Here is a 22,462-nt window from a genome sequence, read left to right as displayed (position 1 = left end):
ACGACCCTGCGCCGGGGTTTCCGGCCAGGGAACGCCGCGGGCGGGCTTCCGCTGTCCGGCCGGTCGGTTCATCCTGGAGGCCACACGCCGGAGGAACCCGCCATGGACAGCAACCCGCCCCTGACCGCACCGCCGATCTATGTCTTCGAAGGACACCGGCCGGACGTCCATCCCGACGCGTTCGTGGCGCCGACCGCGGCCGTGATCGGCCAGGTAACGATCGGTGCGCGGTCCAACATCTGGTATCACTGCGTCCTGCGCGGCGACACCAACACCATCACCATCGGCACCGGCACCAACATCCAGGACGGCACCATCGTGCATGTGAATGCCGGGCGCCAATGCACCACTATCGGCGATGACGTGACCGTCGGCCACGCCGCCATCATCCACGCCTGCACGCTGGCAAACCGCGCCTTCGTCGGCATGGGCGCAACCGTGCTGGACGATGCGGTGATCGAGGAAGGCGGCATGCTCGCCGCCGGTTCCGTGCTGCCGCCCGGCAAGCGGATCGGGCGCAACGAAATGTGGATGGGAAACCCCGCCAAGCTCGTGAAGGTCATGACGGACGAACAACGCGCCCGCTTCGACACCACCGCGCCCCACTATGTGGAATTGGCCGGGCGGCATCGCCGGTCGCTGGGCACCTAGGACCAGCGGCACGGGGTCCTGGCTGGCGCCGAAGCCGCCATTGCGGCGGCCCGGAGGAAGGTCAGGCGAATCGAAACGGCCGGGCCTTCGGCACGACGCGTCCGAGGGTTTCGCAGGCGAAGACCAATCGTCGCGGCATTCGACCCTTTGCATGGCCTACCGCGCGATGCTGCGCCGCCGCTCGGCCAGCACCACGCGGTTGCCGATGGCATAGATCAGGCAGCCGCCTTCGCGGTTGGCGCGCTCGCTTGCCTCGGTGCAGGCGCGCAGGGCGGCGTCCTGCGCCTCCTCGGGGGTGGCGGCGCCTGTTCGCCAATAGAGCCGGCCGGTGCCATGGATCGCCATCGCCTTGTGGTCCCGTCCGGCGGCATAGCGCGCAAGGTCGGAGTCCGCCGTCCGCCGGGTCGCCGGCTGCCCCGGCACCTGCGCCGGGTCGAAGGCGCCGGCATAGGTTACGCGCGGCATCGATTCCGCCCGTCGCCCCGGCGTCAGCCGGTCATCCACGGCAACCAGCAGACAGGGTGACGCGTAGAAGACCTGGCAGCGTTCCAGCGTCATTTCGCCCGTCTCGCTGCCTTCCGGCTGGCCGGAGACGCGCAGGCTGCGCCGGCGCAGCGGGTTGACTGCCACGGCTTTGGACGGGCCGCGTTCGGACAGGTAGGCGGCGGCGACCCGTCGGGCCTCCTCGATCGGCAATTGCGCAGCGAGGGCGGCGACGAGGCTGTCCTCTGTCAGCGCCGCGCCCGGCGACGCGGCAACGGGCGCGGCCGTGGCGCCGAGCGAGCGCAGCCGGTTCCGCGCCAGTTCCACGAATGCACCCTGCGGATAGCGCGCCAGATAGGCTTCGAGTTCCCTGCGGTCGGCACTGTTGCGCACGCTCTCCCAGAACAGCGATTCGATGCTTGCGGGCGCGGCGGCCGGTGCGCCGGCAAAATAGAAGGCGCCCTCCAGCGCAGAATGTTCCCACGGCACCTGGCGGCCGCCGGTTGCTTCCCGGACGTCGCGCCGCACCTCGGCCAGCATCTGGCGCAATTCAAGCCCCGGCGTCTCGATCCGCCGCAGCAGCGCGGCGGTGAACGGGCTGTTGCGCCCGGCGCCATCGGCCGCCACCGTCCCCGGCGCGGTCGAGAAGGCGACCAGCGTGCCCACCGCCGCATGGATCTGGCCGAGCCCCGCGCCCGCGGTGGCGCTGCGCGTCCCGGCGGCGAGGCGCAGCCGGAACGGATTGTCGCGGCACGCATCCAGCATCAGAAGCGTCAGCCGCGCCACGCCATCGAGCTGCTCGGTCAGGATGTCCATGTCCAGCGCTTCGAAGCGCAGGTCGCGTTCGCTGCTGATGTCGGCGCTCACCGGCAACAGCCAGTTGCGCCCGCCTGCCTCCAGGGCATGGCCGGCGAAGAAGAATAGAGCCGCCTCCGCCCCGCGCGCCGCCTGGCCGAGCCGCCGGACCGCCTGTTCCAACTGCGCGCGATCAGGGTCCTGCACCAGGTCGGTCTGGAAGCCCAGGCGGCGCAGCGCCGCGGCGAGATCCTGCGAATCATTCAACGTGTTGGTCAGCGCCGGCACGGCCCGATAGGCCGAGGCGCCGACCACGAGCGCCACGCGCTGCGCCGATGCCTCGGGCAGATACAGTACAAGCAGCACGAGACCCAGGATCAGGCGACGCATCGGCGGGGGTTCCGGACGCTCGCGACGTCAGCAGAATGCCACGGTGGGGGCGGTGAAGGAAAGTGCAGCCTGCCATGGACCAGCGCGGATGGGGGGGCTGACGCGCGCCGCACGCCCTGCGTAGTCTGCCCAGGCTGCGGAAGGGAACGCGCGCATGACCGATACCATCGCCCGACTGATCGCCGGGGGCGCCGCTGGCGCCGCGGCCCTGCGCGGCACCAATGAAAGACCATCCCTGACCTTCGGCGCGCTGCGCGCGCTGTGCGACCGTACCGTCGCGACATTGAACGGGCTCGGCATCGGGCGCGGCGACCGCGTCGCCATCGTGTTGCCGAACGGGCCGGAGATGGCCGCCGCCTTCCTCGCCATCGGGTCCGGCGCCACCACGGCGCCGCTCAACCCGTCCTACCGGGCGGAGGAATTCACCTTCTACCTCACCGACCTGCGCGCAAAGGCGCTGGTCGTGTTGCAAGGCATGGCCACGGATGCGCGGGAAGTCGCCGCCCGGCTGTCCATCCCGGTACTCGACCTGATCCCCGGCGAAGCAGCGGGCGACTTCACCCTGGACGGCGGCGCGCCCGGCCGGGCCGCGCAGCCAGGCATGGCTCGACCGGGGGATGAGGCGCTGGTGCTGCACACCTCCGGCACCACGGCACGGCCCAAGATCGTGCCGCTGACCCAGGCCAACATCTGTGCCTCCGCCGGCAACATCGCGCGCACGCTGGAACTGGGGCCCGACGATGCCTGCCTGAACATCATGCCGCTGTTCCATATCCATGGGCTGATGGCCGCCGTGCTGGCGTCGGTGGGTGCAGGGGCGGCGGTGGTCTGCACCCAGGGATTCGACGCGCTGCGTTTCTTCCGCTGGCTGGATGAGGAAAGGCCATCCTGGTTCACCGCGGTGCCGACGATGCACCAGGCGATCCTCGGCCGCGCCGAGCGCAATGCCGACATCATCGCCCGCGCCCGGCTGCGCTTCCTGCGGTCATCCTCGGCATCGCTGCCGGGGCCGGTGATGCAGCACCTCGAACAGGTGTTCGCCGCCCCGGTGGTGGAGGGCTACGGCATGACCGAGGCATCGCACCAGATGTGCTCGAACCCGCTCGCCGGGCCACGCAAGCCGGGTTCGGTCGGCCTGCCCGCCGGCCCCGAGGTCGCGGTGATGGACGATGACGGCGCGTTGCTGCCGGCCGGCGAGATCGGCGAAGTGGTGATCCGCGGCCCGAACGTGACCGCCGGCTACGAGGCGAACCCGGAAGCCAATGCTAAGGCCTATACGAATGGCTGGTTCCGCACCGGCGACCAGGGCGCCTTCGATGCGGATGGCTTTCTGACCCTGACCGGGCGTCTGAAGGAACTGATCAATCGCGGCGGCGAGAAGGTCAGCCCGCTGGAAGTCGATGGCGTGCTGTCCGGCCACCCCGCGGTGGCGCAGGCGCTGTGCTTCGCCATCCCGCACGCGAAACTGGGCGAGGAGGTCGGTGCCGCGGTGGTGCTGCGCGACGGCATGGCCTGCGGCGAGCGCGAGTTGCGCGAATTCGCCGCCTTGCACCTCGCGGATTTCAAGGTGCCGCGGAAGGTGGTGTTCCTCGACGAGATCCCGAAGGGGGCGACCGGCAAGCTGATGCGTATCGGGCTCGCGGAGAAGTTGGGACTGACGGCGTGACGCCAGGCGGCGCTGGCGGGACGTGCACGGGCGGGCACCGCGCCCAGGTCCACGGGCGCGCGCCGCGACCGCGCGCGGAGCGCCACCACGCCGTTGCATGGCGTGAACGCCAGGTGCTGGGACATGCGCACCGGCTCTCGGGGGGCGGAATGCAGGCGGCGCATGGCGGGCCGCGCCGGGATCAGCCCTGATCGAGGTCGCGGCGCAGCTGCCGCAGCGCCGTCACCATGATGCTGGTGGTCGAGAAGCAGGCCATCCGCACGCCGAGCCCGGCCAGCCGCCGCGCTTCAGCCGCCGATCCAGCGGTGGTCGCGACCGGCACGTCACCGGCATCGCGCAGGATCCGTTCCAGCGCCGCGACGACCTCCGGATGGGTGCTTTCGCCCGGATGGCCGAGCGACGCGGCAAGGTCGCTGGGACCGACGAACAGCACGTCGACGCCGTCTACCTGCGCGATGTCCCGCACATGGGGCAGGGCTTCGGCATCCTCGATCATCACGGTCACCAGCGTGCGTTCGGCGGCACCCTTCAGGTACTCCATGCGATCCAGCGCGCCATGCCGCGCCGCGCGCGACAGCGTGCCGATGCCGCGCCGGCCCACCGGCGGGTAATACGCGCGCTCCACCACCTGCCGCGCGATCGCGGCGCTGGTGACATGCGGGACCATGATGCCGGCGGCGCCGATGTCGAGCGCATGGAGGATGTCGGCGGCCGAACCGCTCGGTACCCGCATCAGCGCAGACAGGCCGGACGCATCGGCGGCGCGCAGCATGTGCTCCATGGTCTCGAGCCCGGCGGGGCCGTGCTCGCCGTCGAGGATCACGAAGTCGAAGCCGGTCCAGCCGGCCATCTCGACGGTGGCCGGCGCCGGCACGCCGAGAAAGAAGCCGTGCAGCATGTCGCCGGCGCGCAGGCGCGCCTTGAGGGGGATGATGGCGGTCATGGCGGGTTCCGTTTCCTGTCGGTTGGCGCGATGGTGGCGCGCGGATCAGCGGTCGCCAAGCGCTGGCCGCCGCCCGTTCCGGATGCCGGATCTCGCAGGCTGTTCGTCGCATAGGCCAGTGAGGAACGGGTACGGCGTGCCCGCCGTCTGACGGGGCGATCAGGGATTGCGGCGCTCGAAGTCATCAAGGGTCGTGACGCGATGACCGGAATACGCAGCCTGCCCGCGCCAGGCGCTTTCGACCGGCAGGCAACGCGCCCATATTGGCCCGAACGGCAGGATACGGCAGGCGGCCCATGAAACTCTGCATCTTCGGCGCTGGCGCGATCGGCGGCCTCATGGCGGCGAAGCTGGCGCTGCGTGGCGATACCGAGGTCACGGTGATCGCGCGCGGCCCGCACCTGGCCGCGATGCAGAAGGATGGCCTGCGGCTGCTGAGCGAGGGCCAGGAGATCACCGCCCGCCCGCGCTGCGTCGGCAGCGCCGAGGACGCCGGCGTGCAGGACTATGTCGTGGTGACGCTGAAGGCGCATTCCCTGCCCGGCGCGGCGGTACAGATGCAGCCGCTGCTGGGGCCGGACACGACGGTGGTCAGCGCGGTGAACGGCGTCCCGTGGTGGTACTTCCACGGACTTGCCGGCCCGCATGAAGGGCGCACGGTCGAAAGCGTCGATCCGGGTGGCGCCGTCTCGCGGTTGCTGCCGCCCTCGCGCAGCCTCGGCTGCATCGTCTATCCGGCGGCCGAGGTCATCGCGCCCGGCGTGATCGAACACACCTATGGTGATCGCTTCTCGCTGGGCGAGCCCGATGGCTCCCGCAGCGCGCGTGCCCAGCGGCTGAGCGAGGCGCTGATCGCCGCCGGCTTCAAGGCGCCGGTGCGCCCGCGCATCCGCGATGAATTGTGGGTGAAGCTGTGGGGTAACCTCGCTTTCAATCCGATCTCGGCGTTGACCACGGCGACGCTGGACGTGCTCGTGAACGACGACGAACAGCGCGGCGTCGCCCGGGCGATGATGCTGGAAGGCCAGCGCGTGGCCGAAGCGCTCGGCATCCGCTTCGCCATCGATGTCGACAAGCGCATCGCCGGGGCGGCCGAGGTAGGCGCGCACAAGACCTCGATGCTGCAGGACCTTGAACGCGGCCGGCCGATGGAGGTCGAGGCGCTGCTCGGCGCCGTGGTGGAACTCGCCGATCTGGTGGGGGAGACGGCACCCACCTGCCGGACCGTGCTGGCGCTGGTGCGCGCCCGCGCGCGGGCGGCGGGCTGCCTGTGATGATCGCGCGCCGCACCGCCCTGCTGGCGGGGTTCGGTGCGCTGGCGGGCTGCGCGATCACGCCGGCGCCGGTGGTGACGCTGCCCTTCGATCCCGCGATGGGCTTCGCTGATCCGGCACGCCAGGCGATCATCCACACCGCCCATTTCTTCGCAGCCCCCGGCAGCATGGCGGGACAGTCCTGGATCGCGGCGCAGGCGATCTCCGAAGCCGAGTACCTCACGGTCGAGCTCAATTTCGCCCAGCGCTGGATCGAGATGTCGCCGATCGTGAAGGCCGCCTTCCAACGGGCCCGGCCGGAATGGCGCGCAGCACTCGGCATCGACCAGGCGGCGCAACCGCAGGCGGTCATCAATGCCCTGACGGCGGTGCGCTACGCCTATGGCGCGCAGGATGCCGCCGCCGCGGCTGCCGCGCTGCGGCCGCCGCTGTTCACGCCGGGCGGCCCCGCGACCATCGCCATCCTGTCCGCCCTGCCGCCGCTGCCGCAGGCGGCGTGGGCGGCGATGATGGCGCAGAATGAGATGTGGCGTATCCAGGTTCAGGACTCACGGGATAATTGGGAATGACCATGCGACTTGGCCTGGTGCTGCTGCCGCTGGCGATCGCGGCCTGCGAGGAACTGCGCACGCCGCAGGCCCTGCCGCCGGCGGTGCTGACCGGCGAACCGACCAACGGCGGGCCGCTGCGCGCGGCGGTGGAGGCGACGACGGCCGACTTCGCCGACCAGGGCGCGCGCCTCGCCGGCCATCCGGCGGAGACGGCGCTCGCCCTCGCGCGGTTCGAGGCGATCGAGGTCGAGGTCGCCAACCGGCGCGCCTGGCCGGCGCTGTCGCCGACCATCGGCTATGCGATGCGCACGGCGCGGGATGAGAATCGCGCGGCGATCGGTGCCGCGCAGCAGGCCTCCTCCAACGACGTGATCCAGGCGCTGGGCACGGTGGCGCAGCGCCTGCGGGCCAATGACCTCGCCGGGGCGGCGGCAGCGCTGCGCACTCCGATGTTCGAGCCGGGCGGGGAGGTGACGCTCGGCCGGCTGGGCGAGATCGGGCCGCTGCCGGCGGCCGAGCAGGCGATGGCGGCGCTGTCGAGGGACGTGCGGCGGCTCGACCTCGATTCCGGCTGGGCGGGTTCGGGACCGTGGTGGCAGAACGGCGCGCCCGGGGCGATCACGGACGGGCTTGGCCTGGGCTACTGAGGTTCACGGCCCATTCGCTGCGGCCGCGCCGGAGCGCGTCACGGCCCGATACCCGGCATCGGGCCGGGAGAGCCCGGTGCGATCGCGCCCGGACAAACCTGTGCGGCCGACACGCCAGTGCTCGGCGTGCCGGCAGGCGTCCGCCGTCTCAGGGACAAGCCAAGAACCAGGGCCGACGCGCCGCGGCGCCTGATACCATCGGCGTGAGTCATGGACTCGTGCCGAGGCCGCGAAGGTGGCCCGCCGGCAATTCGGTGAAAGCCCAGCAAACCGCAGGTTTGCGCCCGGCGTCCGAGGGCGGGCCCAACCCGATACCAGCGGTCGAGGAATTCGGCCGCTGGTATCAGTCCGTCGCCATGACCTTCACGAATGACCCTGGCGCGTCCTCGATCGCCGGCAGGCCGCCCTCGCCGGGAATGCGCGCCGGGACCGTGGCCTTATCGAGGCCCGACACCCAGCGGTGCCAATCCGGCCACCACGACCCGGCGAGTTCCGTCGCACCCTTGAACCAGGCTTCCGGGTCGGGCGGCAGGTCGTCGCCGATCCAGTGGCTGTACTTGCCGGCATCGGGCGGGTTGGCGACGCCGGCGATATGGCCGGATGCGGCGAGCACGAAGCGCGTCGGCCCCTTGTAGATCTGGGTCGCGCGATAGGTGGAAAGCCACGGCGCGATGTGGTCCTCGCGCGTGCTCAGGATATAGGTCGGCAGCTTGATCTTCCGCAGGTCGAGCTTGACGCCGAGCAGGTCGATCTCGCCGGGCTTCACCAGGTCGTTCTGCTGGTACATGCGGCGCAGGTAGAAGCTGTGCATCTTCGCCGGCATGCGCGTGGAATCATCGTTCCAGTACAGCAGGTCGAAGGGGAAGGGCTCCTGACCCATCAGGTAGTTGTTGACCACGAAGGACCAGATCAGGTCGTTGGCGCGCAGCATGTTGAAGGTCGTCGCCATCTCGCGGCCTTCGAGGAAGCCGACCTTGCTCATCTTCTCCTCGAGAGCGGAGAGCTGCTCCTCATCGATGAAGACGCCGAGCTCGCCGGCTTCCTCGAAATCCACCATGGTGGTGAAGAAGGTCGCGGACTTCACCCGCGTGTCCTTCTTCGCTGCCATGTGCGCGAGGGTCGACGCCAGCAGCGTGCCGCCGAGGCAATAGCCGATGACGTTGGCACCCTTCTCCCCGGTTACCTTCTCGATGGCATCGAGCGCGGCATAGGGACCATCGAGCATGTAGTCCTCGAAGCCCTTCTCGGCGAGCTTCGCATCCGGATTGACCCAGGAAATGACGAAGACCGTGTGCCCCTGTTCCACCGCCCAGCGGATGAACGAATTCTTCGGCCGCAGGTCGAGGATATAGAACTTGTTGATCCAGGGCGGGATGATCAGCAGCGGGCGCTTCAGCACCGTCTCGGTCGTCGGGCTGTACTGGATCAGCTGCATCAGGTCGTTCTGGAACACCACCTTGCCCGGGGTGACGGCGATGTTGTCGCCGACCTTGAACTTGGTGTCGTCCGTCATGCGGATCTTGAGCTTGCCGCGCCCGCGTTCGAGGTCCGTCAGCAGGTTGGACAGGCCGCGCAACAGGTTCTCCCCGCCGGTTTCCGCCGTTCGGCGCAGCACCTCGGGGTTGGTCATCAGGAAATTCGTCGGGCTCATCGCATCGACGAATTGGCGCGTGTAGAAGTCCACCTTCTGCGCCGTCTTGGGCTCCAGCCCCTCGGTGCCTTCCACCACGGAACGGAAATAGCGGGCGGACAGCAGGTAGGTCTGGCGGATGAAGTCGAACACCTCATGGTCGCGCCAGGCGTCGTCCTTGAAGCGGCGATCCTTGTCGTCCTCGGCGATCACGGGCGTGGTCTCGTCGCCCATCATGCGCCGGGCCGTGTTCTGCCAAAGGGTCAGGTAGTCGTGCCAGAAGCCGAGCTGCGCCTGCACCAGCCGCGCCGGATTGGCCATCAGCCGCGTGGTCATCTCCAGGAAGGCGTTGCCGATCTTCAACGGATCGGGGTCGGCCGGAGACCCGGACTGGCGCTTCAGGAAGTCCGAGACGATGCGCTGCCCGCGCTCGGCCACATCGGCCATGGTCCGGCTGACGATGGCGGGATCGGGCAGCCTGAACTGGGTGCCGTTCGGGTTCTCTTTTTCGGCCATCGGGTATTCCGGTGCATGAACTGGCTTGGTGGCCTTCGCGTGCCGGCCGATTCGGGTTACCGCTGGGCCGCAATGGCGACAGAAGCGGCATGACCGGTCGGATGGACCGCGGGGCAACGCCCCGGCACGGTAGGGGTCGGGGACGGGCCAAGCAAGCACGGCTGCTGGCTCTCGCCCTGCCGCTGCTTGCCGCCGGCTGCACGGCCGGGCAGGGGAGCGAGGCGCTTGGCCCGCTGTGGGACCACCTGACGGGCCCGGCCTTCGAGGGACGCGAATCGCCACCTGGCGCCGCCGGGGATTTCCCGAACCTCGGTACGATCCCGGCGCGACCCACCGTGCCGGACGTGGCCGTGCGCGATGCGTTGACCGCGGCCCTGGCCGACGAACGCCAGCGCAGCCGCAATCCGCTCGATGCCGAGATGCGCCCGGTCGCGCCGCGCCCGGCCGGGACCGAGGGCGATCGCAGCATGCCGATGCAGGCGCCCGGACCACCGCCGCTCGCCGCCGCGCCTCGCATCACCTGGGATCCGGTCGACCCGGTCGCCCCCGCGCCGCAGCGTGCACCGGTACCCGCGCCCGCCGCGCCGGAACCGCGCCCCGCCGCCCCGGCGGCTCCATCGGTCGGCGCCGGCCCGCCGCCGCCTCCGCCACCCGAACTGTTGAGCCCGGGTGGGCCGCCGCCGCTGCCCTCGCCGGACCTGCTCGCCCCGCGGACGCGCTGAGGGCCCGCGGCCCTCTCGCGCCCATACACAGCGCGCGGGCCTTGCTCTATAGGTCGCGGCCCTTCCACACGGAAACGCCGCCATGACCGAGGACTTCCACCGCATCCGCCGCCTGCCGCCCTATGTCTTCGCCGAGGTGAATGCGGCGAAGGCCAGCGCTCGCGCCGCTGCCGAGGACATCGTCGATCTCGGCATGGGCAATCCGGACAGTCCGACGCCGCCGCACATCGTCGCCAAGATGATCGAGGCGGTGCAGGACCCGCGCACGCATCGCTATTCGATGTCGAAGGGCATCCCCGGCCTGCGGCGCGCGCTGGCTGGGTATTACGACCGCCGCTTCGGCGTGAAGCTGGACCCGGAGACCGAGGTCGTAGCGACACTGGGCTCGAAGGAAGGGCTGGCCAACCTGGCCCAGGCCATCGCCAGCCCGGGCGACACCATCTTGGTGCCGAACCCGTCCTACCCGATCCATCAATTCGGCTTCATCATCGCCGGCGCCTCGGTGCGCTCTATTCCCTACACGCCCGATGACACGATGCTGGCGGCGATCGACCGCGCGGTGCGCCATTCGGTGCCGGCGCCGACCGCCGTGATCGTCAACTTTCCGTCCAATCCGACGGCGCTGGTGGCCAGCATCGAATTCTACCGCGAGTTGGTCGCGCTCTGCCGCAAGCACGACCTGTTCATCCTCTCCGACCTTGCCTATGCGGAGCTGTATTTCGGCGACACGCCGCCGCCTTCGGTGCTGGAAGTGCCGGGGGCCAAGGACATCACGGTGGAGTTCACCTCGATGTCCAAGACCTACAACATGCCGGGTTGGCGGATGGGCTTCGCGGCGGGCAATCCGCGGCTGATCGCGGCCCTTGCGCGGGTGAAGTCGTATCTCGACTACGGCGCCTTCACGCCGATCCAGGTCGCGGCGACGGCGGCTCTGAACGGCCCGCAGGACTGCATCGCGGAGATGCGCGCGCTCTACAAGGACCGCCGCGACGTGCTGGTAAAGGGCCTCAAGGCCGTGGGCTGGGACGTGCCGTCGCCCGAGGCCTCGATGTTCCTCTGGGCGCCGATCCCCGAACGCTTCCGTCATCTGGGGTCAGTCGGTTTCTCGAAGCTGCTGCTGGAGAAGGCGAAGGTCGCGGTCGCCCCGGGCCTGGGCTTCGGCGAGCATGGCGACGAGCATGTCCGCATCGCCATGGTCGAGAACAACCACCGCATCCGCCAGGCGCTGCGCGGCATCAAGACCTTCCTGTCCGGCGACAACGCCGCACCGGTGGAACACGACGTGGCGGCCGGCGCCGCCTGAACGCATGGAGGGCGCGGTGACGGACATCGGCATCAACGGCGTCGCGCATGTCGTGCTGACGGTCAGCCGCTTCGCCGAATGCCGTGCCTTCTATGCCAGGCTGCTGCCGCGGCTCGGCATGAAGCCTGTGTTTGACGGGCCGAAATTCTTCTACTGCGTCGGCGCCCGCACCGCGATCGGCATCGAACCCTGCGACCCCGCCCATGCCGGGGAGCGCTTCGACCAGGGCCGCGTGGGGCTGCACCATGTCTGCCTTCGCGCCCGCACGCGGGAGGATGTCGACCGTTGCGCCGCGCTGTTGCGCGAGATCGGCGCCACCATCATCCGCGCGCCCTCCGATGGAAGTTGGGCGCCTGGCTATTATTCGGTGCTGTTCGAGGACCCGGACGGCATCCGGCTTGAGGTCAACCACGTGCCCGGCGCCGGCGTGCTGGCCGAGGGCACGACATTCAATTCATCGGACGGCTACGAGGACAAGTGATGGTCACGATGGCGATGCAGCGGCTGCCCAACGGTTCGGCGCGGAGGGTTTCAGCATGACGCGCCCACTCGCGATTGCCGTCGCCGGGCTTGGCACGGTCGGCGCCGGCACGGTGAACCTGCTGCGCGCCAACGCCGATATCATCGCCGCGCGCGCCGGCCGGCCGATCACCGTCACCGCCGTTTCCGCCCGCGACCGCTCGCGCGACCGCGGCATCCCGGTGGCCGGGCTGCGCTGGTATGATGACCCGGTGGCGCTGGCCGCCGATCCGCAGGTCGAAGTCGTCGTCGAATGCATCGGCGGCTCTGATGGGCCAGCCAAGGCGCTGGTCGAAGCGGCGATTGCCGCCGGCAAGCATGTGGTCACCGCCAACAAGGCGCTGCTCGCGGTGCATGGTGCTGCGCTCGCGCAGGCTTCGGAAGCCAGGGGCACCGCGCTTGCCTTCGAGGCCGCGGTGGCCGGCGGCATCCCCGCCATCAAGGCGGTGCGGGAGGGATTGGCCGCGAACCGCATCCAGCGTGTCGCCGGCATCCTGAACGGCACCTGCAACTACATCCTGACGACGATGCGCGAACAGAAACGCGAATTCGCGGAGGTGCTGAACGAGGCGCAGAAGCTCGGCTATGCCGAGGCCGATCCGTCCTTCGACATCGACGGCATCGATGCGGCGCACAAGCTCGCCATCCTCGCCGCGATGGCGTTCGGGCGGCCAGTCGATTTCTCCGCCGTGCATGTCGAAGGCATCCGCGAGGTCTCGGCGCTGGACATCTCTCTCGCCGAGGAACTCGGCTACCGGATCAAGCTGCTTGGCATCGCCAAGCGCGAGGAAGGCGGTATCTCGACGCGCGTGCATCCCTGCATGGTGCCGGCGGCGGCACCCATCGCGCGCGTCGATGGCGTGTTCAACGCTGTCGTCGCGGAAGGCGACTTCGTCGGCCGGGTGATGATGGAAGGGCGCGGGGCAGGGGCGGGGCCGACCGCATCCGCCGTGGTGGCCGACCTCATCGACATCGCGCGCGGGCGTTTCACCCCGGTCTGGGGCGCGTCCTCGGCGGCGCTGAAGCCCGAGGCCTCGGTGCCGATGGACCGCCATACCGGTGCCTACTATCTGCGACTGATGGTGGTGGATCGTCCGGGCGTGATCGCGGATGTGACCGGCGTGCTGCGCGACAACGCGATCAGCCTGGAATCCATGCTGCAGCGCGGTCGTGCACCGGGTGAGGCGGTGCCCGTGGTGCTGACAACCCACGAGACCAGCGAGGCCTTCGTGCGGGCCGCCCTGGCGCGTATCGCCGAACTGGATGCGGTGGTTGAGAAGCCGGCGTTGATCCGCATCGAGGCGCTTTGATGGCCGCCTGCGGTAGCCATCAAGGTTTTTTGTCGATTCCTCAAGCGGCGGCGGCCGACCGTCCGGCCGGCTTGCCTTCGACCCATGGGCTGTCGCGCCGGAGGCAAGAGGTAGTCTCGCCGCGATCGCGCTTCGCGCGCCCGGCCGAGGTTGCGTGATGCGTGGCGCAGTGGCCGTGCTCCTGCTGTTCGCCGCGCCCGCTGCGGCGCAGGAAGCGCTGCGCGGCACTTGGCGCGGTGGCTATGATTGCGGGGCGGCGCAGGGCCACACAGCGTTGGTGCTGACCATGGATCCGCGCAAGGACGGCACCGTCTCGGCGCTATTCCATTTCGAGGCGGCGGCCGACAATCCGGGCGTGCCCACCGGATGCTTCGCGATGGAGGGCCGCTTCGACCCTGCGACGCGGGAGGTTTCCCTGCGGCATCTTCGCTGGCTGCTCCAGCCGGCGAACTACGTGATGGTCGATCTCGCCGGCCGCCTGTCCGATGCCGGCGACCGCATCGAAGGCCGGGTGATCCATGCCTCCTGCTCGACCTTCGCGGTGGAACGGCTGGCGGGCCGTTCGGATGCCGAGGCCTGCCGGACGGGGGCGCCGCTGCTCTCGCTCCGCTGACGCGGGGCGCGATTCCGGCTATGGGCAATGCATGGGCGGGGTGGACCACCCCGCAAGTCTCGATTCGGAGGAACGTTCATGGCCGCTGCGACCCCCGAGCCGGGTGTGGTTGTCGACCGCAACCTGGCGCTGGAACTGGTGCGGGTGACCGAAGCCGCCGCGCTCGCCGCATCGCGCTGGATTGGCCGGGGTGACAAGAACGCCGCCGATGGCGCGGCGGTCGAGGCGATGCGCCGTGCCTTCGACACCGTTGCCATCACCGGAACGGTGGTGATCGGCGAGGGCGAGATGGACGAGGCGCCGATGCTCTATATCGGCGAGAAGGTCGGGCTCTACGCCCGCGCCGGCGGCGGGCCGGAGGTCGACATCGCGGTCGATCCGCTGGAAGGCACCTCGATCACCGCCAAGGGCGGGCCGAACGCGATTGCCACCGTGGCACTCGCCGAGAAGGGCGGCTTCCTGCACGCGCCCGACATCTATATGGACAAGATTGCGGTCGGGCCGGGCCTGCCGGATGGCGTGGTGAACATCGATGCCTCGCCGGAGCAGAACCTGCGCGAACTGGCGAAGGCGAAGAAGTGCGACATCAGCGACCTGATGGTCTGCACGCTGGATCGCGACCGCCACAAGGAGATGATCAAGGCCTGTCGCGCCGCCGGCGCGCGCATCACGCTGATCGGCGATGGCGATGTGGCGGGCGTGATCAATGTCAGCCAGCGCGAAGCCGGCATCGACATCTACATGGGCTCGGGCGGCGCGCCCGAAGGCGTGCTGGCCGCCGCGGCGCTGCGCTGCATCGGCGGCCAGATGCAGGGCCGGCTGATGTTCGAGAATGACGAGCAGATCGCGCGTGCCGCGACCATGGGCGTCACCGATCCTGCCCGCATCTACGCCATCGAGGACATGGCGAAGGGCGACGTGATGTTCGCCGCGACCGGCGTCACCTCGGGGGCGATGCTGCGTGGCGTGCGGCGCTTCGCCGGCGGGGCCTACACGCATTCGATCATCATGCGGTCGAAGTCCGGCACTGTCCGTTACGTGGAAGGGCATCACAACTTCGACCGCAAGCCTTCCGCCTTCGTGGCCTGAGGCCCGTGATGGACGGGACGCCCCTGGACGCCCCGGTCCTCGGTGTCGCGCGCAGCGTGACCGGCCGCCGCTGGATATGGCGGCCGTCCGATTCGCGCATCGGCCTCGGCATCGCGCAGCGCCTCGGACTGCCGGAGATGGTGGGTCGGTTGCTCGCGGCGCGCGGCATCGGCCTTGATGTTGCCGGCGACTACATGGAGCCGACGCTGCGGGCGCTGATGCCCGATCCCTCCGTGCTGATGGACATGGATGCGGCGGCCGACCGTATCGCCGCGGCGGTGCGCAGCGGGGAACACGTCGCGGTGTTCGGCGACTATGATGTCGATGGCGCTTGTTCCGGCGCCTTGATGTCGCGCCTGCTGCGCGACCTGGGCTGCGAGGTCACGCCCTATGTCCCCGACCGGCTGAAGGAGGGCTACGGCCCCAATGCACCGGCGATTGCCGCGTTGTGCGATCGCGGTGCCTCCCTGATCGTTTGCGTGGATTGCGGGATCGCCGCGGCCGAGGCGCTGGTGGCGGCCGAAGGGCGCGCTGATGTGGTGGTGCTGGATCACCACAAGGCGGAAGGACCGGTGCCGCGCATCCTGGCGGCGGTGAACCCCAATCGGCTGGACTGCGGGTCGGGGCTGCACAACGTCTGTGCCGCCGCGGTCGCCTTCCTGGCCGGCGTGGCGACGATCCGCGCTCTGCGCCGCGCGGGCTGGTTCGCGCGGCGGTCCGAGCCCGATCTGCTCGGGCTGCTCGACCTGGTCGCCTTGGCGACGGTCTGTGACGTCATGCCTCTGACGGGCTTCAACCGTGCGCTGGTGGCGCAGGGGCTGAAGGTGATGGCGCGGCGGGGCAGGGCGGGGATCGCCGCGCTGCTCGACGTGACCGGGGCGCGGGATACCCCGACAGCGCATACGCTGGGCTTCCTGCTGGGCCCGCGGATCAATGCGTCGGGCCGAATCGGCGAGCCCGACCTCGGGCTGCGCCTGCTCCTGTGCGAGGACCCGGTCGAGGCGCGGGCCATGGCCGAGAAACTCGATGAGGTGAACAAGCGGCGCCAGGAGGTTGAGGGCGGCGTGCTGTCCGCCGCCCATGCGATGGCCGAGCGCCAGGCCGAGGAAGGCCGCGCCGTGCTGCTTCTGGTGGCCGAAGGTTGGCATCCGGGTGTCGTCGGCATCGTGGCCGGGCGGATGAAGGAACGCTTCAACCGGCCGGCCTGCGTGGCGGGCGTGGCGGATGGGCTGGCCAAGGGATCCGGGCGTTCGGTGGCGGGGGTCGATCTGGGGTCGGCGGTGATCGCCGCGCGACAGTCTGGACTGCTGGAGACGGGTGGCGGGCACGCCATGGCGGCAGGGTTTTCCTTCCGTGCCGGGCGCGAGGCCGAGGTGCACGCCTTCCTTGAGGAACGCCTGCGTCACGCCGCCCTGCTGCCAGCGGCGGCCGACCTGATGGTGGAAGGCACGCTGAACGTCGTGGCGGCGCAGCCGACCCTGGCGCAGGACGTCGCCAGGCTGGCGCCATTCGGGCCGGGCAATGAGGAGCCGATCTTCGTCGTGCAGCGGGCCCGCGTGGTGAAGGCCGACCGCGTCGGCAAGGAAGGCGCCACGGTGCGCGCCATCGTCGAGGGCGAGGATGGCGGCCGTCTCAAGACCATATGCTTCCGCGCCAAGGACGGCCCGCTCGCACAGGCGCTGCTGGCGCAGGACCGTGTGCCGATGCATCTGTGCGGGCATCTGCGGGCGGAACAATGGAACGGGCAGATCACCGCTTCGCTGCAGGTGGTGGACGCCGCGCCGGCCTGATCGCGTTTGACCTATTGACCGTTGGAGTGGCGCGCTTTAACCCCGCGCCACGGCCTGTCCCCTTCGTCTAGAGGCCTAGGACACCGCCCTTTCACGGCGGCGACACGGGTTCGAATCCCGTAGGGGACGCCATATCGGCCTTAGAGGCTTGATCTGGCTGAATTGTCTGAGCTATCAAGTGCTTGAGCGCTGCCTCGTGATACAACGAGGTGGCCCAAATGGTCCTGTGGACGACGCGTTCAACGAAGCATCCGAAATCTGGCGTCTACCGTGCTCGCGTCGTCGCGCCAGCAGCGCTGTGTCCCATCGTCGGCAAGCGGGAACTGATCGCCACGCTGGGACGAAGGACGGCGCCGAGGCCAAGCAACGGTTCCCGGCCGGGAAGGCGAAGCTGGACGCGCTGTACAAGGCGAAAGCGAGCACCAACCGAATAGCCGTACGTGAAGCATACGCGCGGAGGAACAAGGCGGAGGGGTGAATACGCCGCCCAGGCTGATGGCGCCGTCATCGGTGGAGTGGGAGCGGCAGCTCGCGGCTGCTCGTCGAATCCAGAGGACCCGGGCCTGAACCTCAGCTGATTCGCGTTGTCTCGAACAACGCGGACCTCACCTTCAGCGAAGCCCTCGGGCGATGTTGCGGCAGATCAAGGAAAGGAGATCGTCGTGTCGACATAGTTTGCCAATTCGCACGAGAGCGAGGGAGGGCACGCCATGGCCGAGGCTGAGCACGCGCAGATTCTGCGAAACCCCAAGTTCCAGGAGTTGGTGAGACGCCGTTCCAGCTTCGCCTGGACGCTCGCCGCCGTCATGCTCGTGATCTATCTGGGCTTCATCCTGGCAGTGGCCTTTGCGCGCAACCTGATGGCGATGAAAGTAGGCAGCGGCGTCACCTCGATCGGCATCCTGCTGGGGTTGGCCGTGATCCTGGCTGCTTTCCTACTGACCGGCATCTATGTCTGGCGTGCGAATACCCGCTTCGACGATCTCACGCGCGACCTGCGGAAGGAGATCGCGTGATGCGGCGGCTCTCCGGTCTGCCCCTGGCGGCCGCCCTGGTGGGCGGCAGCGGGGCCTTCACCGCGGCCGCTTTCGCGGCAGGCGCCCTGGAAGGCACGGTCGAGAAGCAGGGGCTCAACATCGCGGCCATCGTGATGTTCTTCATCTTCGTGCTCGGTACGCTATTCATCACCTACAGGGCCGCAGCGGCCACTAAATCAGCCGCCGATTTCTACGCGGCGGGCGGCGGCATCACTGCGCTGCAAAATGGAATGGCGATCGCCGGCGACTACATGTCCGCGGCCAGCTTCCTCGGCATTTCGGGCCTGGTGTTTGCCAGTGGCTTCGACGGGCTGATCTACAGCATCGGCTTCCTCGTCGGCTGGCCGATCGTGCTGTTCCTCATCGCAGAGCGGCTGCGCAACCTCGGCAAATTCACCTTCGCCGATGTCGCCAGTTTCCGGTTGGACCAGACGCAGATCCGCATTCTGTCTGCGACCGGCACGCTGGTGGTGGTGGCCTTCTACCTGATCGCGCAGATGGTCGGCGCCGGCAAATTGATCGAGCTGCTCTTCGGCCTCGACTACCTCTATGCCGTTGTCATCGTCGGTGCGCTGATGATCGTCTATGTCGCCTTCGGTGGCATGAAGGCGACCACCTGGGTGCAGATCATCAAGGCCTGCCTGCTGTTGGCCGGCGCCACTTTCATGGCGCTGGCGGTGTTGTGGCGCTACGGCTTCAACCCGGAAGCCATGTTCGCCGACGCGGTCTCCATCCATCCGAGGGGCGATGCCATCATGGCGCCGGGCGGGCTGGTGTCCGATCCGGTCTCGACCATCTCGCTCGGCCTTGCGCTGATGTTCGGTACCGCCGGGCTGCCCCATATCCTGATGCGCTTCTTCACCGTCTCGGATGCCAAAGCGGCGCGGAAGTCGGTGTTCTACGCCACCGGATTCATTGCCTATTTCTATATCCTGACCTTCATCATCGGCTTCGGCGCGATCACCTTCCTGATGACCGATCCGACCTACTACGCGGCCGGGGTTGGCGGCGTGATCAATAAGATCACCGGTCTTCTCGGCGGCACTAACATGGCGGCGATTCACTTGGCGAATGCGGTGGGCGGCAGCCTCTTCCTCGGCTTCATCTCAGCCGTGGCCTTCGCCACCATCCTGGCGGTGGTGGCGGGGCTGACGCTCTCCGGCGCCTCCGCGGTCAGCCACGACCTTTATGCCGAGGTCATCGCCCGCGGCCGCACGAATGAGCGGAAAGAGGTGAACATCTCCAAGATCTCGGCGGTGGTGATCGGCATCGTCGCCATCGTGCTCGGCTACGTCTTCGAGAATCAGAATGTCGCCTTCATGGTCGGCCTTGCCTTCGCGGTCGCCGCCAGCTGCAACTTCCCGGTGCTGCTGATGAGCACGATGTGGCGCGGCTGCACCACGCGGGGCGCGATGTGGGGCGGCTTTGCCGGCCTGTTCTCCGCCGTCGCGATGGTGGTGCTGTCCAAGGCGGTCTGGGTGCAGACGCTCGGCTTTCCCAGCGCGATCTTCCCCTATGACAATCCGGCGCTGTTCTCGATGGCCATCGCCTTCGGAGGCATCTGGCTGGTCTCGAAAGTGGATGCCAGCCAGCGGGCACGCGCGGAGATCGCATCCTATGAGGCGCAGTTCGTCCGGTCCGAGACCGGCATCGGCGCCGCTTCCGCGCACATCCACTGAACGGAGGCAGGTGGCCCGACGCCGAGCCACCTGCGCCCCATGCCGAGCGGCTTCGACGCACGCAACCCGCCCTTCGACCGGCTCGCCGGCCACGAAATCGAGACGCTGCGCGCCGCGCTCGACATCGGCTATTTCCCGCCCGGCGAGGTGATCCTTGCGCATGGCCGCCCGGCCGAGAGCCTGCATGTCATCATCAAGGGCTCGGTCGAAGTGCGAGAAGGCGGCACGTTAAACACCGTGCTCGGTCCGAAGGACAGCTTCGACAGCCGGGCCCTTGTGCACGGTGCGGCCGGGGAGGATTTCATCGCCGCGGAGGAGACGCTCGGTTACCTCATTCCCGGCGATGTCGTCCGCACACTGGTGGCGGGCAATGCTGGCTTTGCCGCCTTCTTCTATTCGGAAGTCTCGGACAAGCTCGATGCCTTCGTGCGCGCGCACCGGGCCGAGGGCGTGGAGAGCGTGCTCCGCGCGCGGGTTCGGGAGGCGAGCCGCGGCCCGGCCGTCGTCGTCGATGGCGCGACCAGCCTGGAGGAGGTCGGCCACTTGATGCGGGAGGCGAACATCAACGCCCTCTTCGTACAGGACGGCGACCGCACCGGCGTGGTCACCGGCATGAACCTCGCCAAGGCCGCAGTGCTGAGGCGCCTGCCGCTGGAGACGCCAGTGCGTGATGTCTGCCATTTCGACGTTATCGCGGTGTCGGCGGATGACTTCATCTTCGAGGCGCTGCTGTTGATGACGCGGCACGACAAGCGTCGGATCGCGGTACGGACCAACGGCGCTTTCTCGGGGTTCCTCGAAGATATCGATATTCTCGGCCTGGTCGCCGGCAATTCCCAGCTCATTCCCGGGCGCATCGACCGTGCGCGCGGCGTCGATGACCTCGCCATTGCGGCGCGCGATATCCAAGCGCAGGTGGAACGCCTGCACCGCCAAGGCGTGCGGGTGGAGGCGATCGCCGACATCACCTCCGACCTCAACCGACGGCTCTTCGTGAAGCTGTTCGAGCTGCTCGCGCCGGCTTCCATCCGCGAAGCCGGCTGCCTGATCCTGATGGGGTCGGAAGGTCGCGGCGAGCAAACGGTACGCACCGACCAGGACAATGGCCTGCTGCTGGCCGTACCGGTCGACGATGCCGATCTGGCGACCTTCCGGACGGATTTCTCCAGTGCGCTGGCAGGGTTCGGATTCCCGCCCTGTCCCGGTGGCGTGATGGTCGACAACCCATTGTGGTCGCAGCCGGTGGAAGGGCTCGTGCGGCAGATGCGGGCCTGGACGCTGGACCGCACGCCCGAAGCAGCGCTCAACCTGGCGATCTTTTTCGACGCCGTGGCGCTGTGTGGGCGAACCGAGCTGCTGGCCGAGGCGCGCGGCGCGCTGGTCGAGATGATGCGTGGCGAACAGGCGTTGCTGGCGCGCTTCGCCAACCTCATCGAAAGCTTCGGCACGCCGAGCCTCGGCGTGCTGACGTCGCTGATGGCGACGGTGGGCGTTGGCTCGGAGGCGATCGACATCAAGAAGGCCGGCATCTTCCCGATCGTCCACGGCATCCGCACCATGGCGCTGGATCGCGGGATCATGGTCACTGCTACCGCCGGCCGGATCGAGGCGCTGGCCGAAGCCGGCGCCTTCGATACGGAATTCGCTCGGGAGCTAATCGGCGCGCTGCGGGTCTTCATGGAGTACCGGCTGCAAACGCAGCTTGAAGCGGTGCGGCGCGGCGCGCTGGAGCGGGAGGCGTTGGTGCGGCCTTCGCAATTGCATTCCGCCGACCGTGATATTCTGCGCGATGCGCTGCGCATCGTCCGGCGTTTCCGCGAGTTGATCCGCAACCGCTACAAGCTAGGAGCCTTCTGAGACATGCGGGGCGCTCTGTGGCGGCTGTTCTACAGGGCGAGCCTCGGCGATCACGCCTACCAATTCCTGTTCCGGCCTGGCCCCGCAGACGAGGTGGTGTCGCTTGACTGCGAGACGACGGGGCTCGATCCGAAGCGCGACGACATCGTGGCAGTTGCCGCCGTGCTGATCCGTGGCAATCGGATCCTGACCAGCAGCCGCTTCGAGGCGCTGGTGCGGCCGGACGAGGCCCAGCCAGGTGCGGAGTCGATCAAGGTGCACCGGCTGCGGCAACGCGATGTGGCTGATGCGCAGCCAATGCGGCGGGTGCTGCCGGGGCTGCTGCGTTTCATCGGCGGGCGGCCACTGGTCGGCTACTACATCGATTTCGATGTTCGCATGCTGGACAAGTACACGATGGACCTGTTCGAAGCCAAACTGCCCAATAGGCAGATCGAGGTTAGCGCCCTGTACTATGATCGCAAATACCGCGATGCGCCGCCCGGGAGCACCTTCGACCTGCGCTTCGCGAGCATCCTGGCCGATCTCGGCATCCCGATGCTCGAGGCGCATGACGCGCTGAACGATGCCATCATGGCGGGAATGGCCTATCTCGCGCTGCGGGACATGACGTCGCGTGGAGCACGCATCCAGCGAGAGCGATTCAGGGGCGCACCGCCGCCGCCGACCGGAGCGTAATTTGAAAGGATCGCTTTTCGGAGTCTTCTCCGATTGGGGTTGTCGGGGTCACCCTGATCCGCGCCGTGTGGCGCCGAGCGCCCGTCATCGAGCTTGGCGCGCGCATCATTGGCGTCGATGAATGCGCGTAACGAAGCGCTCAGAGCTACGGCACAATCATCTGTGTGTCAATCGGCACGCAAACGGGACCTCCGATTGGAGTGCGCCCCTTGGGGTGGACAGGATCAGGCGGCGGCTTTGACCGTCTGCCGGGCGTGTTGTGCCTCGAACTGCACGGGGCTGAGGTAGCCGAGCGCTGAGTGTAGGCGTCGCGTATTGT

Annotated in this window: 19 protein-coding genes and 1 tRNA gene; 17 read left to right on the top strand and 3 right to left on the bottom strand. The window is 68.7% G+C overall.

The annotated features are described in order from the left end of the window. Nucleotides 1-102: 102 nt before the first annotated feature. Nucleotides 103-651: a gamma carbonic anhydrase family protein gene (locus AAFN86_RS25415; RefSeq protein WP_347546408.1), complete on the top strand. Its 549-nt coding sequence runs from the start codon at nucleotides 103-105 to the stop codon at nucleotides 649-651. 156 nt (nucleotides 652-807) lie between these two features. Here AAFN86_RS25415 and AAFN86_RS25410 read toward each other — a convergent pair whose 3' ends face one another. Continuing rightward, nucleotides 808-2,319 carry a caspase family protein gene (locus AAFN86_RS25410; RefSeq protein WP_347546407.1) on the bottom strand — a complete coding sequence of 504 codons (1,512 nt, stop codon included), beginning with the start codon at nucleotides 2,317-2,319 and terminating at the stop codon, nucleotides 808-810. Nucleotides 2,320-2,473: 154 nt separating this feature from the next. Between AAFN86_RS25410 and AAFN86_RS25405 the strand changes: the two genes are divergently transcribed. Continuing rightward, the gene (locus AAFN86_RS25405; RefSeq protein WP_347546406.1) at nucleotides 2,474-3,985 is read left to right on the top strand and encodes an acyl--CoA ligase; all 1,512 of its coding nucleotides are present in this window, start codon (nucleotides 2,474-2,476) and stop codon (nucleotides 3,983-3,985) included. 181 nt (nucleotides 3,986-4,166) lie between these two features. Here the strand turns inward: AAFN86_RS25405 and AAFN86_RS25400 are convergent, their stop codons facing one another. After that, complete coding sequence (locus AAFN86_RS25400) at nucleotides 4,167-4,928, bottom strand: aldolase/citrate lyase family protein (RefSeq protein ID WP_347546405.1); 762 nt, start codon at nucleotides 4,926-4,928, stop codon at nucleotides 4,167-4,169. A gap of 296 nt (nucleotides 4,929-5,224) precedes the next feature. Here AAFN86_RS25400 and AAFN86_RS25395 point away from each other — a divergent pair, with 296 nt between their 5' ends. The 3 genes from AAFN86_RS25395 to AAFN86_RS25385 are packed head-to-tail and all read left to right on the top strand — an operon-like array spanning nucleotide 5,225 to nucleotide 7,400. Further along, on the top strand, nucleotides 5,225-6,202 hold the full coding sequence (locus tag AAFN86_RS25395; protein ID WP_347546404.1) for a 2-dehydropantoate 2-reductase: 978 nt from the start codon (nucleotides 5,225-5,227) through the stop codon (nucleotides 6,200-6,202). Beyond that, on the top strand, nucleotides 6,202-6,771 hold the full coding sequence (locus AAFN86_RS25390; protein ID WP_347546403.1) for a hypothetical protein: 570 nt from the start codon (nucleotides 6,202-6,204) through the stop codon (nucleotides 6,769-6,771). Before AAFN86_RS25395 ends, AAFN86_RS25390 begins: the two co-directional genes overlap by 1 nt. Continuing rightward, nucleotides 6,768-7,400, top strand: coding sequence for a hypothetical protein (locus AAFN86_RS25385; protein WP_347546402.1), 633 nt, complete (start codon nucleotides 6,768-6,770; stop codon nucleotides 7,398-7,400). Before AAFN86_RS25390 ends, AAFN86_RS25385 begins: the two co-directional genes overlap by 4 nt. Nucleotides 7,401-7,743: 343 nt before the next feature. Here AAFN86_RS25385 and AAFN86_RS25380 read toward each other — a convergent pair whose 3' ends face one another. After that, nucleotides 7,744-9,546, bottom strand: coding sequence for a class I poly(R)-hydroxyalkanoic acid synthase (locus AAFN86_RS25380; protein ID WP_347546401.1), 1,803 nt, complete (start codon nucleotides 9,544-9,546; stop codon nucleotides 7,744-7,746). An 89-nt stretch (nucleotides 9,547-9,635) separates the two neighbouring features. On the opposite strand from AAFN86_RS25380, the gene AAFN86_RS25375 reads away from it, so the two are divergent. From AAFN86_RS25375 to AAFN86_RS25320, 12 genes are all read left to right on the top strand, one after another. After that, nucleotides 9,636-10,268, top strand: coding sequence for a hypothetical protein (locus AAFN86_RS25375; protein ID WP_347546400.1), 633 nt, complete (start codon nucleotides 9,636-9,638; stop codon nucleotides 10,266-10,268). 82 nt (nucleotides 10,269-10,350) lie between these two features. Then, nucleotides 10,351-11,571: an LL-diaminopimelate aminotransferase gene (locus AAFN86_RS25370; protein ID WP_347546399.1), complete on the top strand. Its 1,221-nt coding sequence runs from the start codon at nucleotides 10,351-10,353 to the stop codon at nucleotides 11,569-11,571. A gap of 16 nt (nucleotides 11,572-11,587) precedes the next feature. Beyond that, on the top strand, nucleotides 11,588-12,052 hold the full coding sequence (locus AAFN86_RS25365; RefSeq protein WP_347546398.1) for a VOC family protein: 465 nt from the start codon (nucleotides 11,588-11,590) through the stop codon (nucleotides 12,050-12,052). A gap of 55 nt (nucleotides 12,053-12,107) precedes the next feature. After that, on the top strand, nucleotides 12,108-13,400 hold the full coding sequence (locus AAFN86_RS25360) for a homoserine dehydrogenase (RefSeq protein ID WP_347546397.1): 1,293 nt from the start codon (nucleotides 12,108-12,110) through the stop codon (nucleotides 13,398-13,400). 169 nt (nucleotides 13,401-13,569) lie between these two features. Next, entirely contained in the window at nucleotides 13,570-14,013 is a 444-nt protein-coding gene (locus AAFN86_RS25355; RefSeq protein ID WP_347546396.1) for a hypothetical protein, read from the top strand. Between the two features lie 78 nt (nucleotides 14,014-14,091). Beyond that, complete coding sequence (glpX, locus tag AAFN86_RS25350; protein ID WP_347546395.1) at nucleotides 14,092-15,102, top strand: class II fructose-bisphosphatase; 1,011 nt, start codon at nucleotides 14,092-14,094, stop codon at nucleotides 15,100-15,102. Between the two features lie 8 nt (nucleotides 15,103-15,110). Beyond that, complete coding sequence (gene recJ / locus AAFN86_RS25345) at nucleotides 15,111-16,892, top strand: single-stranded-DNA-specific exonuclease RecJ (RefSeq protein WP_347546394.1); 1,782 nt, start codon at nucleotides 15,111-15,113, stop codon at nucleotides 16,890-16,892. Nucleotides 16,893-16,948: 56 nt separating this feature from the next. After that, nucleotides 16,949-17,024, top strand: a tRNA-Glu gene (locus tag AAFN86_RS25340). A 578-nt stretch (nucleotides 17,025-17,602) separates the two neighbouring features. Beyond that, nucleotides 17,603-17,908, top strand: a complete 306-nt coding sequence (locus tag AAFN86_RS25335) for a DUF485 domain-containing protein (protein WP_347546393.1) — start codon at nucleotides 17,603-17,605, stop codon at nucleotides 17,906-17,908. After that, on the top strand, nucleotides 17,908-19,608 hold the full coding sequence (locus AAFN86_RS25330) for a cation acetate symporter (protein WP_347546391.1): 1,701 nt from the start codon (nucleotides 17,908-17,910) through the stop codon (nucleotides 19,606-19,608). Before AAFN86_RS25335 ends, AAFN86_RS25330 begins: the two co-directional genes overlap by 1 nt. 39 nt (nucleotides 19,609-19,647) lie before the next feature. Beyond that, complete coding sequence (locus AAFN86_RS25325; protein WP_347546390.1) at nucleotides 19,648-21,465, top strand: putative nucleotidyltransferase substrate binding domain-containing protein; 1,818 nt, start codon at nucleotides 19,648-19,650, stop codon at nucleotides 21,463-21,465. 3 nt (nucleotides 21,466-21,468) lie between these two features. Continuing rightward, nucleotides 21,469-22,143, top strand: a complete 675-nt coding sequence (locus AAFN86_RS25320; protein ID WP_347546389.1) for a 3'-5' exonuclease — start codon at nucleotides 21,469-21,471, stop codon at nucleotides 22,141-22,143. Nucleotides 22,144-22,462: the final 319 nt, after the last annotated feature.

Source organism: Roseomonas sp. CAU 1739 (assembly GCF_039839775.1).
Classification (GTDB): Bacteria; Pseudomonadota; Alphaproteobacteria; order Acetobacterales; family Acetobacteraceae; genus Neoroseomonas.
This window is presented reverse-complemented; position numbering and strand designations above follow the sequence as displayed.

Bases quoted from the DNA above. Each gene is read 5' to 3' on its own strand.
- AAFN86_RS25415 (WP_347546408.1), top strand. From the start codon at position 103: ATGGACAGCAACCCGCCCCTGACCGCACCGCCGATCTATGTCTTCGAA.
- AAFN86_RS25410 (WP_347546407.1), bottom strand. From the start codon at position 2,319: ATGCGTCGCCTGATCCTGGGTCTCGTGCTGCTTGTACTGTATCTGCCC.
- AAFN86_RS25405 (WP_347546406.1), top strand. From the start codon at position 2,474: ATGACCGATACCATCGCCCGACTGATCGCCGGGGGCGCCGCTGGCGCC.
- AAFN86_RS25400 (WP_347546405.1), bottom strand. From the start codon at position 4,928: ATGACCGCCATCATCCCCCTCAAGGCGCGCCTGCGCGCCGGCGACATG.
- AAFN86_RS25395 (WP_347546404.1), top strand. From the start codon at position 5,225: ATGAAACTCTGCATCTTCGGCGCTGGCGCGATCGGCGGCCTCATGGCG.
- AAFN86_RS25390 (WP_347546403.1), top strand. From the start codon at position 6,202: ATGATCGCGCGCCGCACCGCCCTGCTGGCGGGGTTCGGTGCGCTGGCG.
- AAFN86_RS25385 (WP_347546402.1), top strand. From the start codon at position 6,768: ATGACCATGCGACTTGGCCTGGTGCTGCTGCCGCTGGCGATCGCGGCC.
- AAFN86_RS25380 (WP_347546401.1), bottom strand. From the start codon at position 9,546: ATGGCCGAAAAAGAGAACCCGAACGGCACCCAGTTCAGGCTGCCCGAT.
- AAFN86_RS25375 (WP_347546400.1), top strand. From the start codon at position 9,636: ATGACCGGTCGGATGGACCGCGGGGCAACGCCCCGGCACGGTAGGGGT.
- AAFN86_RS25370 (WP_347546399.1), top strand. From the start codon at position 10,351: ATGACCGAGGACTTCCACCGCATCCGCCGCCTGCCGCCCTATGTCTTC.
- AAFN86_RS25360 (WP_347546397.1), top strand. From the start codon at position 12,108: ATGACGCGCCCACTCGCGATTGCCGTCGCCGGGCTTGGCACGGTCGGC.
- glpX (WP_347546395.1), top strand. From the start codon at position 14,092: ATGGCCGCTGCGACCCCCGAGCCGGGTGTGGTTGTCGACCGCAACCTG.
- recJ (WP_347546394.1), top strand. From the start codon at position 15,111: ATGGACGGGACGCCCCTGGACGCCCCGGTCCTCGGTGTCGCGCGCAGC.
- AAFN86_RS25335 (WP_347546393.1), top strand. From the start codon at position 17,603: ATGGCCGAGGCTGAGCACGCGCAGATTCTGCGAAACCCCAAGTTCCAG.
- AAFN86_RS25330 (WP_347546391.1), top strand. From the start codon at position 17,908: ATGCGGCGGCTCTCCGGTCTGCCCCTGGCGGCCGCCCTGGTGGGCGGC.
- AAFN86_RS25325 (WP_347546390.1), top strand. From the start codon at position 19,648: ATGCCGAGCGGCTTCGACGCACGCAACCCGCCCTTCGACCGGCTCGCC.
- AAFN86_RS25320 (WP_347546389.1), top strand. From the start codon at position 21,469: ATGCGGGGCGCTCTGTGGCGGCTGTTCTACAGGGCGAGCCTCGGCGAT.